Origin of the sequence: Embleya sp. NPDC059237 (genome assembly GCF_042754105.1) — a bacterium.
GTDB lineage: Bacteria > Actinomycetota > Actinomycetes > Streptomycetales > Streptomycetaceae > Embleya.
The window spans coordinates 377627-389755 of the sequence record NZ_JBHZAE010000002.1 but is presented as its reverse complement, the minus strand read 5'-3'; the positions used below and the strand labels follow the sequence as shown (position 1 = coordinate 389755).

Genomic DNA, 12129 nt, shown 5'->3' with positions numbered 1-12129 from the left:
GCGCTCGTCCGCAGCTCACGCACCCGGATTCGGAGGTGCGCGAGCAGCATGGCGTCGGCATCGGCGAAGTCCGGCCCGGAAACCGGGTGTCGCCCTGTACCTGCGCGGCCTGGTCGGGTCGATCCGCACCGCCATGGTGGTCGGGTCCGCGCTCGGGCCGGCCGCGTAGGCGAGGGCCATCGCGTGGACCGCGTCCAGGAGGTCGAGGATGCCCGGCGTGCCGAGGAGGGCGAGGGGCACCGGTTCCTCCTGGCCTCCTCGGCCTCACGTCTCGATCGACCGTCGACCGCCGTGGGCTCAGGTGGCGCTGGGGGTGGCCGGTATCTCCGCACCTCGGCGATCAGCGGTCGGGCCTCCTCCTCGGCGTCGTCAACCAGGACCCCAAGAAGCGCCATCACGGCAGCCGCCTCGGAGCGGGTGAGCAGTGGGAGCCGCTCGCAGCCGGAGGCGTCGAGTCCATCGACAAGGGGCGCGAAGCGGATCCTGTTATAGGTCTACCGGGCACAGCCTCACGCACTCGTAGCCGTGTACGTACTGGCAGCAGCTGGTGTGACGATATAGGCGAACGATGTCGTCTTCGCGGTCGTGGAACTCGGTAATGATCCGGCCGTCCTCAACGCGTGAGACGCCGACTTGTCTTTCGAAGTCGATCTTCAGGACTACGGTCTCCAACCGCAGACAGCTCACCGCGTACCTGCCGGCAGCCTCGGGGTACTTGGCGAACAATTTGTCGATCTCTTCAAAGAATTCGGGGTCGCGCTGCGGCCCACATGCGGGCTTGGTCTTCATGGCTCGTTTCCCGGTGATGAGTGTGTTGAGCCCCAAAATCATCGTCTCGCAGCTCGGCAGCCGCTGCCACCGTGGCTCCGGAACATTCCCCGTTCGAATGAAGCGGAGCCTACGGCTGCGACGGTCCCATGCCGGGCGTTGCGAAAGACCGCGTCTGAGCCAGACCGGCGAAGTCCCCGCCCCCGCCCCGCTCTCTCAGCCCGAGCGACTGACTACAGAGGGCTACTCGCGACGACAGTTGAATACGCGAGCCCACCAGTACCGAGGCGGGAGTTCGTCTCGTTGATGCCGCAGTGCGCGTGTTGTGTGGAGTACATCCCGGAGTTGGACGAAGGGCGTTGGACGCGCGAGGTGCGGGCGGCGGCGGTCGTGCTCGACTCGTCGCCCGTTCGGGTCGGCCCCGCGCGCCGATCCGTTCCGGTCGACCCTGTGCCCGGGTGCGATCAGGGCCGGGGCTCGCGGAGGTCTTCCCACGAGGGGTGATGGTGCATGGTGTCCCGGCCGCAGGGGCAGTAGAGGGCGGCTCGTCGGTCGAGGACGAAGACGATGCCGATCCAGTAATGGCGGAGGGCGCGCAGGCACCACCGGTAGGGGAGGACTTCGCCGGCCGGGGCCAGGCCGGCCAGGTAGGTGCCGAGGTTGGCGCCGAGCGGTACGAGGTCTATCGGTTGCGGGAGCAGGGTGTGCCAGACGCCCCGGTCGGTGAGGGTGAGGCCGGAGTCGTCGTCGGTGACCACGCCGATCGTCATGGGGCGGTCGTGTGCGGAAGGGTGTTCGTTCGGGCGTCGGAAGGTCGCGGACGTGCCGTTCGGCGCGGCTGCCTCCAAGTCCCCGTCGTGGTGGGCGCCGACGGGCGAGACGTGCATGATCGCGTCGATCCGGCCCAGGTACTCCGGGACTTCCTCGAACCAGCCGACCAGGTTTCGTTCGTCGTCGAACGCGCGGGGGACGGGCGTACCGGGGGCGCTCCAGGCCAGGGTCGTGTGGCCGCCCGGGACGCTCGGGAGGAGGTGGACGTCGGCCAGGCGGAGGCATTTCAGGAAGGTACGAGCGGTCTCGAAGGTCTGAAGCAACCCGACCACTCTTTCGGGTGACATCAAGTGGCTGCCGGTGGAACAGGGTTGGCTTTCGGACACGACAACTCCGTTTCGATGGAATCGAATCGAGCGGTGAGGAACGGCGGTTCAGCCCGGCGGGCCGGCTGAGCCGAACTCAGTGTCATGCGCGACAAGTTCGCCCGAGATCACGGCCCGAACCCACTTGCCTCCGCCACGAACGGGCCCCGACCCGAGCCCACATCCCATGGCCCACACCAGAAACAACCCCCGCCCGCAGCAGTCCCGGTCGTCGGCGGGAGGCTCCACCCCGAGCGCGAACGGCCCACCACCATCCACGACTTCGACCACGACACCCTGATCACCCACCACGCATGAGATGGACCGAGCCCCACCGGCATGCCGCACGGCATTCCCCACCAACTCGGACGCCACGAGCCGCAACACATCAACGACGTTGCCCTGATTGCATCCGGTGCTCCAGTGGGCAACGAACTCCCTTGCCACAGAGGCTGCTTCTGGACCGGGAGGAAGATCGATCCGACGCACTCCTGTGCACGGATTCGCGAATTGGGTCATTGCGCGCCGACTCCCCACTGTCAGTGGTGCCCAGGGCATCGCGATCTTGCTGCACTTGGTGATCTTCCAAGCACAGGCGGTGACTTGAAAGAGACTGCATGGGCCGCATCGCATGAGTCAAGCCACATGCGTGAATTATTCAGAAGTCATGCGAACGAGTGGCGCCGCCGCTAGGCTCGCGCCGTCAGCGATGCTGCGCGGTTGCACAATGGGGTGGAAATCCTCGGATGGAAGGCGCTCGATGGCAGGCACGGGACCGGGCAATCTGAAGGCTCGACGAGAACTCGGGGCGCGACTCCGCAAGATCCGCGTGCGAATGGGACGCTCATCGGAGAGCGTGGGCAAGGCCATTGGCATCAGCCAGTCCACGCTCACGCGTACCGAAACCGGCGATCGAACCTGCACGGAAAGAGAGTTCTATGCGCTGGTCGACTTCTTCGGGTTGGCCGGCGGTGAACGCGAGGCGCTTGAGCTGATGGCGATGTCCGTCTGGAACGCGGATCCACCGTGGTGGTCACGCTTTGGCGACGTCATCTCGGCCAACTACGCCACGGTTCTGGAGTACGAGGACTGGGCCACCTTGCGTCAAGACTACCAACTTGCTGTCATGCCACCACTTTTGCAGACCGAGGCGTATGCGCGAGAGGTCACCGCCGTTGGGTTCAACGATCTGAACCCCGACCAGGTAGACGACCTGGTCGAGGTGCGTACTTGCCGTCAGCGGCGTGTCTATGAAGACCCGCGCTTGGCTATAGAAGCCGTGATCACCCAAGCCGTACTCGAGTTCGAAGTCGGCGGTAGCGCCGAGCACGACGCGCAACTTCGACACCTGCTGGAGATGACTGCGTTGCCCCACGTGGAGGTGCGGGTGATTCCTTTCGCAGCCGGAGCCGGAGGGACCCAGTCGAATCCCTTCCAGATCCTCTCCTACGGTGAAGGCGAGCCCTCCGTGGCATTCGGGCAGGGCGTCGGCGGGAGCACGTTCATGGACGATCCCCGTGACGTGCGGCGGATCACTCGGCTCTTCAGGAACCTGGCCAGACATGCGCTGAGCCCGGAGGATAGCCGTGAACTGATTGCCACGATCAGAAAGAACTGACATGACCCTGCGTCACACTCGCCCTGAGGCCCGTCTCGCCTGGCGGAAGAGCTCGTACAGCCACAACGACGGCGACTGCGTCGAGACCGCGCCGGCCACAGCCGCCGTCGCTGTGCGGGACAGCAAGGACCGCACTGTCGGCACTCTCGCTATCCCCCACGACGCGTGGACTTGCCTGGCGGAAGCTCTCAAAAGCTGACTGGCAGCTGGGCGCGAATCGCCCTTTGTCCCCGATGCGCATCGGGGACAAAGGGCGTTCGCTGATGGGGAGTTGGGGTCAGATGCCCGTCAGGCGCCATAGGGATGTGGTTTCTGCGGCGCGGGCTGCGTGTAGTGGGGTTTTGGGGTCGCCTGCTCTTGGGTGTCGGGGCTTCGTGGTGGTTCTGTCCAGCACCTTGAGGCCGGCTGCCTTGATGGCGGTGGGGACCTCGTGGGGGGTTCTGAGGGCCAGGTGTTCGGCGAGGTCCGACAGGATCAGCCAGGCTTCGCCGTTCGGTGTGAGGTGGGAGGGCAGGTCGTTCAGGAAGGCTCGGAGCATGGTGCTGTTCGGGTCGTAGACGCCCTGTTCCACTGCGGATGTCGGGTGGGCGGGGATCCAGGGTGGGTTGCAGACGATCAGGTCGGCGCGGCCTTGCGGGAAGAGGCAGGGGCCGACTACTTCGATGCGGGCCGTGAGGTCGAGTCGGTGGATGTTTTCGCGGGCGCAGGACAGTGCTCGCGGGTTGATGTCGGTGGCCACCACGTGGTCGACTCCTCGGTGGGCCAGGACCGCGGCGAGTACGCCCGTTCCCGTGCCGAGGTCGAAGGCGGTGCGGCCGGGGCCGCTGCCGGGGAGGGGCGCCTGGGCGACCAGGTCGACGTACTCGCCCCTGATCGGCGAGAAGACGCCGTAGTGCGGGTGGATCCGGGCGGCGAGCGCCGGAATCTCCACGCCCTTCTCGCGCCACTGCCGTGCTCCGATCACGCCCAGCAGTTCGGTGAGTGAGACCGCCGACCGGCCGTGCGGTGGGCCGTATGCCTCGGTGCATGCGCGACGGACGTCGGGGGCTCTGCGTAGCGCCAGGGAGTGGTCGTCCTCCAGCAGTACGAGGAGTTTGCCCAGAACCCGGGCGCGGTGGCCTTGGGTGCGGCGGTGGAGATGGAAGGACTCGGCCGGGCTGTCACCCTCACCCGAACGGGGAGGCTTTCGGTCGAGACGGTGGTTCATCGCGCGCAGCAGTTGACGTGCGTTGTGGTAGTCGCCGCGCCACAACATCGCCGTGCCTTCGCAGGCCAAGCGATATGCGGTACCGGCTTTCATCCGGTCGTCCGCGACGACGACGCGTCGCGGAAGCGGTGCGGCGCTCTCGGAGTGCCAACGGGCGGATCGGACTGTGTCGGTTTCGGTCCAGTGGATCGTGGACACCACGTACTCCTCGTGATCGAACGTGCAGGGCACGAAGAGCACTTCGACGAGGAGCAGGAGAAAACGACGCGCGTGCTACGACGGCACAGGCGCGTGTATCGGGGCAGGCAGGGCTACCGCTCCCGCGTCGAAGCGCGAGAGGAGAGGTCGCCGAGAACCATGCCTAGCGTCACGACCAGCCCTTTCAGGGACGTGGTGGAGAGATGACACGTGAGGCTCGCACAGTTCTCGGCGCACGGGCAACCCGGATTCGGCGACGGGGGGAGGCGTGGGCCTCCCCCCGGATGACGCTCCGTTCCGCTACCAGGTCTTGCCGGCCTGCTCGTTCGTGGTGCGGTTGATGCGGTTGAAGAAGTTGGTCAGGGCGATCTCCAGGGTGATTGCACCCAGTTGTTCCTGGGTGAAGTGGCCGGCGGCGGCCTCCCAGATCTCGTCGGTGACGCCCGCCGCGCCGTCCTGGATCCGGGTGGCGGCCTCGGTCAACGCGAACGCCGCTCGTTCCTCGTCGGTGAAGAAGGGTGTCTCGCGCCAGACGGCCACGTGGTGCAGCCGCTCGTCCGACTCGCCGGCCTTCTTCGCCGCCTCGATCGAGGCGTAGACGCACGGGCTGCAGCTGTTGATCTGGCTGACCCGTAGGTGGATCACCGCCAGCAGGCGCGGTTCGACGCCCCCGGCGTGGATCGCCTTGAAGAGGTGTTGGAAAGCGGTGGTCAGATCGGGGCTCGGCGCGCTCTTCAGCCGTGCTTCCATGGGTCCTGCTCCTTCATCGGTTACCTGCGCCCCTTCGGGCCCGTCATCACCCATGACGGAGCGGATTCGAGGAAGGTAACAACATGTCCGGCACCAACCCCGACCCCGGGCCCGGCCCCGCGGACCCGATGGTCGAGGCATTCGAATCCCAGCGCGACCGCCTGCGCGCGGTCGCGTATCGCATGCTCGGGTCGCACTCCGACGCGGAGGACGTGGTCCAGGAAGCCTGGCTGCGGCTGTCCCGCCAGGACCCGGCGACCATCCACAACCTCGGCGGCTGGCTGACCACGGTGGTCGGCCGGATCAGCCTGGACGTGCTGCGCTCGCGGCAGGCCCGTCCCGAGGCGTCCTACGACGAGCAGTTGCCGGAGTTCGTCGTGACGATCGACGACGGCCGCGCGCCGGAGGAGGAGGCGGTGCTCGCCGACTCGGTCGGCCTCGCGCTCCTGGTCGTGCTCGAATCGCTCCGGCCGAGCGAACGGCTCGCGTTCGTGCTGCACGACCTGTTCGCGGTGCCGTTCGAGGAGATCGGCCGGATCCTCGGCAAGTCCGCCGACGCCACCAAGATGCTGGCCAGCCGGGCGCGCAGGAAGGTACAGGAGACCGAACGGCCGGCGAACGGCGTCCGGGAGCAGCGCGAGGTGGTCCACGCGTTTTTGGCGGCGGCTCGCCACGGCGCCTTCGAGGAGTTGTTGCGAGTGCTCGACCCCGAGGTGCGGTTGGTTGTCGACACCCCCGGCGGTACGGTCGTCACCCTCGGCGCCACCCAGGTTGCGGCGGGTGCGCGACTGGCCGGGGGCGGGGTCGCCCTGGGGCGGCCCGCGTTCGTCAACGGCCTCCCCGGGGTCGTTTCCTGGCACGAGGACGGCTCTCCGCTCTCGGTCCTCGCGTTCACCGTCGTCGACGGCCGCATCACCGAGATCAGGGCCGTGGTCGACCCGGCGAAGCTGGCCCTGATGGATCTGCCGGATCCCGGGTGAGCCGGTACTTCGGCAGAACCCACGAAGCCGCAGGCTGCCCACCCCCCTTTCCGGGACAGCCTGCGGCCCGATCGGGTGATCAGCCGAGTTCGATGTCGCCATCGACGAGCGCCTCGCCTGCCTGGCAGTTCGCGGCGTTGTTGCTCGTGGCGAACGTCCAGGCGGACTTGTCCTCGTACACCGAGCCGTCGATGCGCTTGCACAGGGCCACCACACGGAATCGCTGGTCGTGGGGACGTCCGTAACAGTCGCCGACGACGACGGCGAGCGCGAGGTTCTCGGTGTACTTGGTCACCTCGCACCCGTCGGGGGTGGCCGCCGCGGGTGACGCGGCGACCAGGAGACCCCCGGCCGTGACGGCCGCGGCGGTCAGGAACGAACCGAGAATTCGGGGAATGTTCATGATGTGTCCTCAGAGTTTCGCAAGTGACGTCGCCAGGGCGGTGATCGCCTTGTCGACTCGGTCCACCGTGTCGGCGGTGTAGCACAGCCGGAAGTACCCGGCCTTGGGGCAGTGCATTTCCCCACCCGGCAGGAGCAGCACTTTGGCGTCCGTGCGGATGAACGCGTCCAGGCGTGCCTCACGCGGATCGATCTCGTGGTTGAACAGCGGCAGATTCCCGGGGAGCTTGGCGCTGTCCAGGTACTTGCTCAGGTCGAGCAGGAAGAACTGGGCGGCGTTGCGCTTGCTGTCGCCCTTGCCCACGTAGGGGATCTGCGCCTTGTCGAGGCTCGCGGCGGCTTTGTCGTGGGCGTCCTTGAGACGGTCGGCGTAATCCTTCATCAGCTTCGCCGGGAAGTCGCTGGGCTTGGTCGTGGTGCCGAACAACTTGCGGACGTACGCCGTCTTGAGCGAGTCCAACGGACCGAACCACGACAGCGACTTCCAGGTCTCGTCGCCCTGCATGACCTTGCGGACGTCGTTCGACTTGGAGATCAGGAAGCCGATGCGAAAGCCGGACAGGCCGAAGTCCTTGGTCAGTCCGTACACGAGGTGAATGCGGTCGGGGGCGGTGGCGTAGGCGTCCAGGGACAGGACGCTGGTGAATCCGTCGGTGCCCGTGCTCTGGGAGTGCGCGTAGATCTCGTCGGAGACGATGTGCATCTGCCGGTCGAGGGCCCAGCGGCATACGTCCTCGAGCAGCTTCTTCTCATAGTTGACGCCCAGTGGGTTGTGCGGGTTGGTGAGGACCAACAGCTTGGGCTTGGGATCCGGTGCGGCTTCGTAGGCCCGTTTCAGTGCGTCCACGGTCAGGGTGAGCTGCTGATCGCCGTCCAGGCGTGCGGGTACGCACTTGAGGCCGGGTCGCTGTTCGAAGCACCACAGGAAGCCGGGCCAGAAGGGTGCCGGCAGCAGAACCTGGTCGCCCGGGTTCAGCACGCCGCCGTGGAGCAGCGCGAACGCCAACGACTCGAGGGCCCCCGAGCCGCCGGCGGTGGCGTACACGTCGTACTCGGGATCGATGCCGGGGGAGAACCTGCGCCGGAGCAACGTGGTGATCGGGTCGAGCAGTTCCTGCACCCCGTACGGCGGTGACACGTACTCGGCGTCCGCCTCGGTGAGTTGCACCTTGGCGAAGACCTCCTTGCTCAGCAGGTCGAACAGCAGGACGTTGTTCGCGATACCGAGATTGAACACGTCCTCGGTGACGATCCGGGTATACGCGACCAGGCGTTCCTCGGGGTCGGCGATCCGCCGCAGGCGTTCCAGGGCCACCGCCCGATCGACACTCTCGGCGAGCGCGGCGTCCGTGTGGGCGGTGGCGGTCTTGCGCGGGGATGTGGTCGTCATGCTACGGGCTCCTTGGCGTCGGGGTGATGTGACAAGTGCCGGCACACGGCGAACCGCCGCCAGTCGATGGGAGCGCGGGGGCTCAGGAGGCGAGGAATTCCGGACCGAAGTGTTGCGCGGTGTTCTTGGGGTTCTGCTCCTGGAGAAGTGGGGTCGCCAACTTCTCCAGACCCTTCATGGCCACGACCGCCGCGCCCAACGACTTCCGGCCGCCCCCGGTGGGCGACCACGCGTCGCGCAGGAGTTCGAGGACCTTCTTGTACGCGTCGTTGAACGCGGTCAGCTGCTTCTGGACTCCCGCGCTCACCGTGTACGAGCCGGGGTCCTTCGCATAGCCGCCCTTGGGCACTTCGGCCATGGGCCAGACGTCGGGGAAGGGCACGGGAAGAGCCTTGCTGTACTCCCACCGTCCCGTGCCCTTCTTGATGAGTTCACCGCCGGCCACGATCTGCGCGAACTTGTAGTAGTGGGCGAGCTCATCGGGGTCGTCGGAGATGCCGGGGACGGTGGTGGTGCCCTCGCCCTGTGCCTTGATCTCGGCGATCGCCCGCTCGATGTCCGCGAAGTCCTGGATCTCGAAGAGGCCGAGACCCACATCGCCGAGTTGGGACGTGCGCACGAGTGCCGGGGTGTGGCGTCGCAGTCGGGTCAGGAGCACGTCGTAGAAGGCCCCGATCGTGACCGGAGTGCCGGTCGTCGGCGGCGGCAGGGACGGGATCTCCGGGGCTTCGATGGCCATGTAGGTGCCCTGTACGTATTCCCGTGTCAATCCCTGGAGGCGCACGTTCAGGCCCGCGCCGACTCCGCCCGGCAGGGCCGTCGGATACACGGGGGCCTTGATCGTCGGCACCCCTCCGACGGCGGTCAGCATGTTGCAGGCCAGTGCCATGTGGAGCATCTCCTCCAGTACGACACTCCTGATCAGGTCGTACGCAGGCCTGCTCTTCTTGTCGTCCTTGTTCTTGATCGACCAAAGACCGCAGAGGTAGGCCGGAATGGTGGTGAGCTCCAACTCGATCGCACACTGCAGCTGATCCTTGATCTCCTTCTGCCAGTCCTTCACGTCGTCTCGCAGAACGTGACGGGCGATCCGCTCCGCGAGTGACGGTTCGGCGAGGGTCGTGGCCATCTGATCCTCCGATGTGCGGGTGGGCGAGCGGCGCCGGCTGCGGGCGCGACCGTTCCGAGCCTGCGCCGGGTAACGGGCCAGCGGCCACCTTCGGCCGCCATACGGCGCAAACAACCAACTCGTTGTAGTGAAGTGATGCCTCCCATTGCCACACCGCGCGGGAAGCCCGGGTGACGATGAACAGGTCTCGGCGCCCGGCGCACGACTGCCGAGCCCTCTCCCACGCACCCCGCCGCACACGCGCTGCCGCATGCGAAAGGCACATCTGCGATGGCCCTCGACATCTCGACCGAAGCCCCCGACGACCGCACCGCCCTCCGTGAGCAGGCACGTACCCGACTCCTCGATCAACTCCTGGGCGACGGCGACGGCGACGGGCGAACCCCCCTCGGCCTCGTACACGGCCTGGTCGCGGACCCGACCTTCACGAGCCACGGATGCCCGCTACGGCTGCCCTCGCTCGACGGAGCCGGTCCCGGCGCGGGGGGTGTCGGAGGCACCGGTCCGGGCGGGCCGGTGGTGGAAACCGGCGTGTACAGACGCCTCTTCCCGACACTCGCGCCGTACACCCCGACCAACGACGCGATCGAGGAACTCGGCGCCCCCGGTGGCCCGATGGACGTCAACCGCCCCGATCCGAAGACCAAGAAGTGCGCCCAACCGGGGGAGAGGATCGCGGACACTCTCCTCGCCAAGCCGACTGATCCGTCGAAGACGTCCCCGGCGGATGCCGGCATCCCGGCGGGATACACCTACGTCGGACAATTCCTCGACCACAACATCACCTTCCAGGCCGACGCCGACTTCGACCGGAACGATCCGGCCACCACGACGAACTATCGGGATGCCCGGGTCGACCTTTCACACGTCTACGGCCTCGGCCCCAAGACACAGTCGTTCGCGTTCTACGACAACGTCGACACGGGGAAGTTCTGGATCGACCCGGACCGTGAGTACGACGTTCCGCGAAACCCCCAGGACGTACCACTGGTCGCGGATCCGCGCGACGACAATACGATCATCACGATCCAACTGCACCTGGCGTTCATGAAGTTCCACAACGCCGTGGTCGACATGCTGAAGGGATCGGTCCCGGACGTCTCCCTGTTCACGGAGGCGAAGCGACAGGTCGTCTGGCACTACCAGTGGATGATCCTCAACGACTGGCTACCGAGGATTCTGGCGAAGGACGTCTACGAGAAGCTCAAGAAGGCCGCCGAGGACCGCGAGGCCACGTTCCCGCTTTTCAACCCCGCGTTCGGGAAACCCGTCGACCTACCGGTCGAGTTCACCGCGGCTGCCTACCGCCTGCACTCCCTCCCCGTCGAGGAATACACCCTGAACGACGTCACGGCCGGGCATCTGTTCGACCTGCGCAGGCCGTTCTCTCGTCTGCGGCCCAGTCGGGTCATCGACTGGCGGCGGTACTTCGTCGTTCCCGGGGCGAAGGATCAAACGGGCCACGCCGTCGAGACCCAGTACGCGAAGCGGTTCGATCGGCGCATCATCCACGGATTTCTGCAGATGCCACCGCCGATCGACAGCCCGTTGAACTGGCTGGAGAGCTCATCGGACCGAAAGCCACTGCCGAAGACCACTCCGTACCAGGACCAGGACTACGCCCCGCTGTGTTCCATCGCCATCCGCAATCTGATGCGAGCGAACAGCTTCGACGGGCCGAAGGGCAAGGGGCTTCCTTCAGGGGAAGACGTTGCTCGGGCCGTGTTCAACGCCTACGCGATCAGCCGCGACCCGTACACGGTGAAGGATTTCAAGCTGACCAAGGCGGACGGCTTCACGAACGACTTCGCAAGCGTTCCGCTCTGGTACTACATCCTCGGCGAGGGCGCGCTGGACGAGGTGAAGGCCGGGCATCCCGATGTCGGCAGCCTCAAACTCGGCGCCGTCGGAAGCGCCATCGTCGGCGAAGTGATCTTCGCGATGGTCAAGGCCGATCCCGGGTCCTACATCGCGAACAATTTCTCGGCGGCCCCGAAGTGGCAGCCGACGCTCGGCCGGACCGCCGGCACGTTCTACATGTCCGACATGTTGCGTGTCGCCGGGGTCGTCTGACCGGGCAATCAGCATTCCCCCGGATGTGGGAATGTCATCGAGCAAGGAGCAGAGTATGACCATCCCGAAGATTGTCACCGTCGAGCCTCCGGACGTGGAGGAGGGCGGTCCGGTGACTTTCGAAGGCGAGCACCTGGGCCTGGTCAATTGGGCCGTTTTCACGGACAAGAACAAGAACAAGTGCATTGCCCCCGCCAGGGGGGAGGATGTCGGCAGGGCCGCCCGGGTCGAGCATCGCCCCAAGGATCTCATTACGGGCGCCGGAACGGCCTATCTTTCGACGGCCGATGATCAGAGCGGAATCGGCCCGGACAATTCGAGCAACGAGATCGTGATCTCATTCGTGGAAAAGTGAGCGGGACAGGATGAGACGTGGGGGCGGGGGGGGGGGGCGCCCGGGGCCCCCCGCCCCGCGGATAATTGCAACGACCCCCGGGGGGGGGGGCGGAGGCGGGGGGGCGGGGGGGGGGCTGACCCA

Annotated in this window: 14 protein-coding genes; 5 read left to right on the top strand and 9 right to left on the bottom strand. The window is 66.6% G+C overall.

All coding sequences use genetic code 11. The annotated features are described in order from the left end of the window. Window positions 1–15: 15 nt before the first annotated feature. The 4 genes from ACFXKZ_RS08615 to ACFXKZ_RS08600 all read right to left on the bottom strand — a co-directional run bounded on the left by ACFXKZ_RS08615 (window position 16) and on the right by ACFXKZ_RS08600 (window position 2423). A complete protein-coding gene (locus ACFXKZ_RS08615) occupies window positions 16–240 on the bottom strand; it encodes a hypothetical protein (RefSeq protein WP_379997896.1) in 225 nt (74 codons plus the stop codon). A 246-nt stretch (window positions 241–486) separates the two neighbouring features. After that, window positions 487–789: a hypothetical protein gene (locus tag ACFXKZ_RS08610; RefSeq protein ID WP_379997894.1), complete on the bottom strand. Its 303-nt coding sequence runs from the start codon at window positions 787–789 to the stop codon at window positions 487–489. A gap of 443 nt (window positions 790–1232) precedes the next feature. Then, a complete protein-coding gene (locus ACFXKZ_RS08605) occupies window positions 1233–1862 on the bottom strand; it encodes a hypothetical protein (RefSeq protein ID WP_379997892.1) in 630 nt (209 codons plus the stop codon). A gap of 111 nt (window positions 1863–1973) precedes the next feature. After that, window positions 1974–2423 carry an ATP-binding protein gene (locus ACFXKZ_RS08600; RefSeq protein ID WP_379997890.1) on the bottom strand — a complete coding sequence of 150 codons (450 nt, stop codon included), beginning with the start codon at window positions 2421–2423 and terminating at the stop codon, window positions 1974–1976. 241 nt (window positions 2424–2664) lie between these two features. Here ACFXKZ_RS08600 and ACFXKZ_RS08595 point away from each other — a divergent pair, with 241 nt between their 5' ends. Both ACFXKZ_RS08595 and ACFXKZ_RS08590 read left to right on the top strand, forming a co-directional pair. Beyond that, the gene (locus ACFXKZ_RS08595) at window positions 2665–3522 is read left to right on the top strand and encodes a helix-turn-helix domain-containing protein (protein WP_379997888.1); all 858 of its coding nucleotides are present in this window, start codon (window positions 2665–2667) and stop codon (window positions 3520–3522) included. A 1-nt stretch (window position 3523) separates the two neighbouring features. After that, on the top strand, window positions 3524–3721 hold the full coding sequence (locus ACFXKZ_RS08590) for a DUF397 domain-containing protein (RefSeq protein WP_379997886.1): 198 nt from the start codon (window positions 3524–3526) through the stop codon (window positions 3719–3721). Window positions 3722–3799: 78 nt separating this feature from the next. On the opposite strand, the gene ACFXKZ_RS08585 is transcribed toward ACFXKZ_RS08590, so the two are convergent. Together ACFXKZ_RS08585 and ACFXKZ_RS08580 are read right to left on the bottom strand one after the other, a co-directional pair. Next, on the bottom strand, window positions 3800–4927 hold the full coding sequence (locus ACFXKZ_RS08585) for a methyltransferase (RefSeq protein ID WP_379998674.1): 1128 nt from the start codon (window positions 4925–4927) through the stop codon (window positions 3800–3802). Window positions 4928–5227: 300 nt separating this feature from the next. Next, entirely contained in the window at window positions 5228–5677 is a 450-nt protein-coding gene (locus tag ACFXKZ_RS08580) for a carboxymuconolactone decarboxylase family protein (RefSeq protein ID WP_379997884.1), read from the bottom strand. Between the two features lie 83 nt (window positions 5678–5760). Between ACFXKZ_RS08580 and ACFXKZ_RS08575 the strand changes: the two genes are divergently transcribed. Continuing rightward, window positions 5761–6657, top strand: a complete 897-nt coding sequence (locus ACFXKZ_RS08575) for a sigma-70 family RNA polymerase sigma factor (RefSeq protein WP_379997882.1) — start codon at window positions 5761–5763, stop codon at window positions 6655–6657. A gap of 79 nt (window positions 6658–6736) precedes the next feature. Here ACFXKZ_RS08575 and ACFXKZ_RS08570 read toward each other — a convergent pair whose 3' ends face one another. The 3 genes from ACFXKZ_RS08570 to ACFXKZ_RS08560 form a co-directional block, all read right to left on the bottom strand. After that, window positions 6737–7060: a hypothetical protein gene (locus tag ACFXKZ_RS08570; protein WP_379997880.1), complete on the bottom strand. Its 324-nt coding sequence runs from the start codon at window positions 7058–7060 to the stop codon at window positions 6737–6739. A gap of 9 nt (window positions 7061–7069) precedes the next feature. After that, window positions 7070–8449, bottom strand: coding sequence for an aminotransferase class I/II-fold pyridoxal phosphate-dependent enzyme (locus ACFXKZ_RS08565; protein ID WP_379997878.1), 1380 nt, complete (start codon window positions 8447–8449; stop codon window positions 7070–7072). Window positions 8450–8531: 82 nt separating this feature from the next. Further along, complete coding sequence (locus tag ACFXKZ_RS08560) at window positions 8532–9578, bottom strand: ferritin-like protein (protein WP_379997876.1); 1047 nt, start codon at window positions 9576–9578, stop codon at window positions 8532–8534. A gap of 270 nt (window positions 9579–9848) precedes the next feature. Here ACFXKZ_RS08560 and ACFXKZ_RS08555 point away from each other — a divergent pair, with 270 nt between their 5' ends. Together ACFXKZ_RS08555 and ACFXKZ_RS08550 are read left to right on the top strand one after the other, a co-directional pair. Then, window positions 9849–11651, top strand: a complete 1803-nt coding sequence (locus ACFXKZ_RS08555) for a peroxidase family protein (RefSeq protein ID WP_379997874.1) — start codon at window positions 9849–9851, stop codon at window positions 11649–11651. 55 nt (window positions 11652–11706) lie between these two features. Next, the gene (locus ACFXKZ_RS08550; RefSeq protein ID WP_379997872.1) at window positions 11707–12006 is read left to right on the top strand and encodes a hypothetical protein; all 300 of its coding nucleotides are present in this window, start codon (window positions 11707–11709) and stop codon (window positions 12004–12006) included. Window positions 12007–12129: the final 123 nt, after the last annotated feature.

Bases quoted from the DNA above. Each gene is read 5' to 3' on its own strand.
- ACFXKZ_RS08575 (WP_379997882.1), top strand. From the start codon at position 5,761: ATGTCCGGCACCAACCCCGACCCCGGGCCCGGCCCCGCGGACCCGATG.
- ACFXKZ_RS08580 (WP_379997884.1), bottom strand. From the start codon at position 5,677: ATGGAAGCACGGCTGAAGAGCGCGCCGAGCCCCGATCTGACCACCGCT.
- ACFXKZ_RS08600 (WP_379997890.1), bottom strand. From the start codon at position 2,423: ATGACCCAATTCGCGAATCCGTGCACAGGAGTGCGTCGGATCGATCTT.
- ACFXKZ_RS08550 (WP_379997872.1), top strand. From the start codon at position 11,707: ATGACCATCCCGAAGATTGTCACCGTCGAGCCTCCGGACGTGGAGGAG.
- ACFXKZ_RS08590 (WP_379997886.1), top strand. From the start codon at position 3,524: ATGACCCTGCGTCACACTCGCCCTGAGGCCCGTCTCGCCTGGCGGAAG.
- ACFXKZ_RS08560 (WP_379997876.1), bottom strand. From the start codon at position 9,578: ATGGCCACGACCCTCGCCGAACCGTCACTCGCGGAGCGGATCGCCCGT.
- ACFXKZ_RS08570 (WP_379997880.1), bottom strand. From the start codon at position 7,060: ATGAACATTCCCCGAATTCTCGGTTCGTTCCTGACCGCCGCGGCCGTC.
- ACFXKZ_RS08595 (WP_379997888.1), top strand. From the start codon at position 2,665: ATGGCAGGCACGGGACCGGGCAATCTGAAGGCTCGACGAGAACTCGGG.
- ACFXKZ_RS08565 (WP_379997878.1), bottom strand. From the start codon at position 8,449: ATGACGACCACATCCCCGCGCAAGACCGCCACCGCCCACACGGACGCC.
- ACFXKZ_RS08555 (WP_379997874.1), top strand. From the start codon at position 9,849: ATGGCCCTCGACATCTCGACCGAAGCCCCCGACGACCGCACCGCCCTC.
- ACFXKZ_RS08610 (WP_379997894.1), bottom strand. From the start codon at position 789: ATGAAGACCAAGCCCGCATGTGGGCCGCAGCGCGACCCCGAATTCTTT.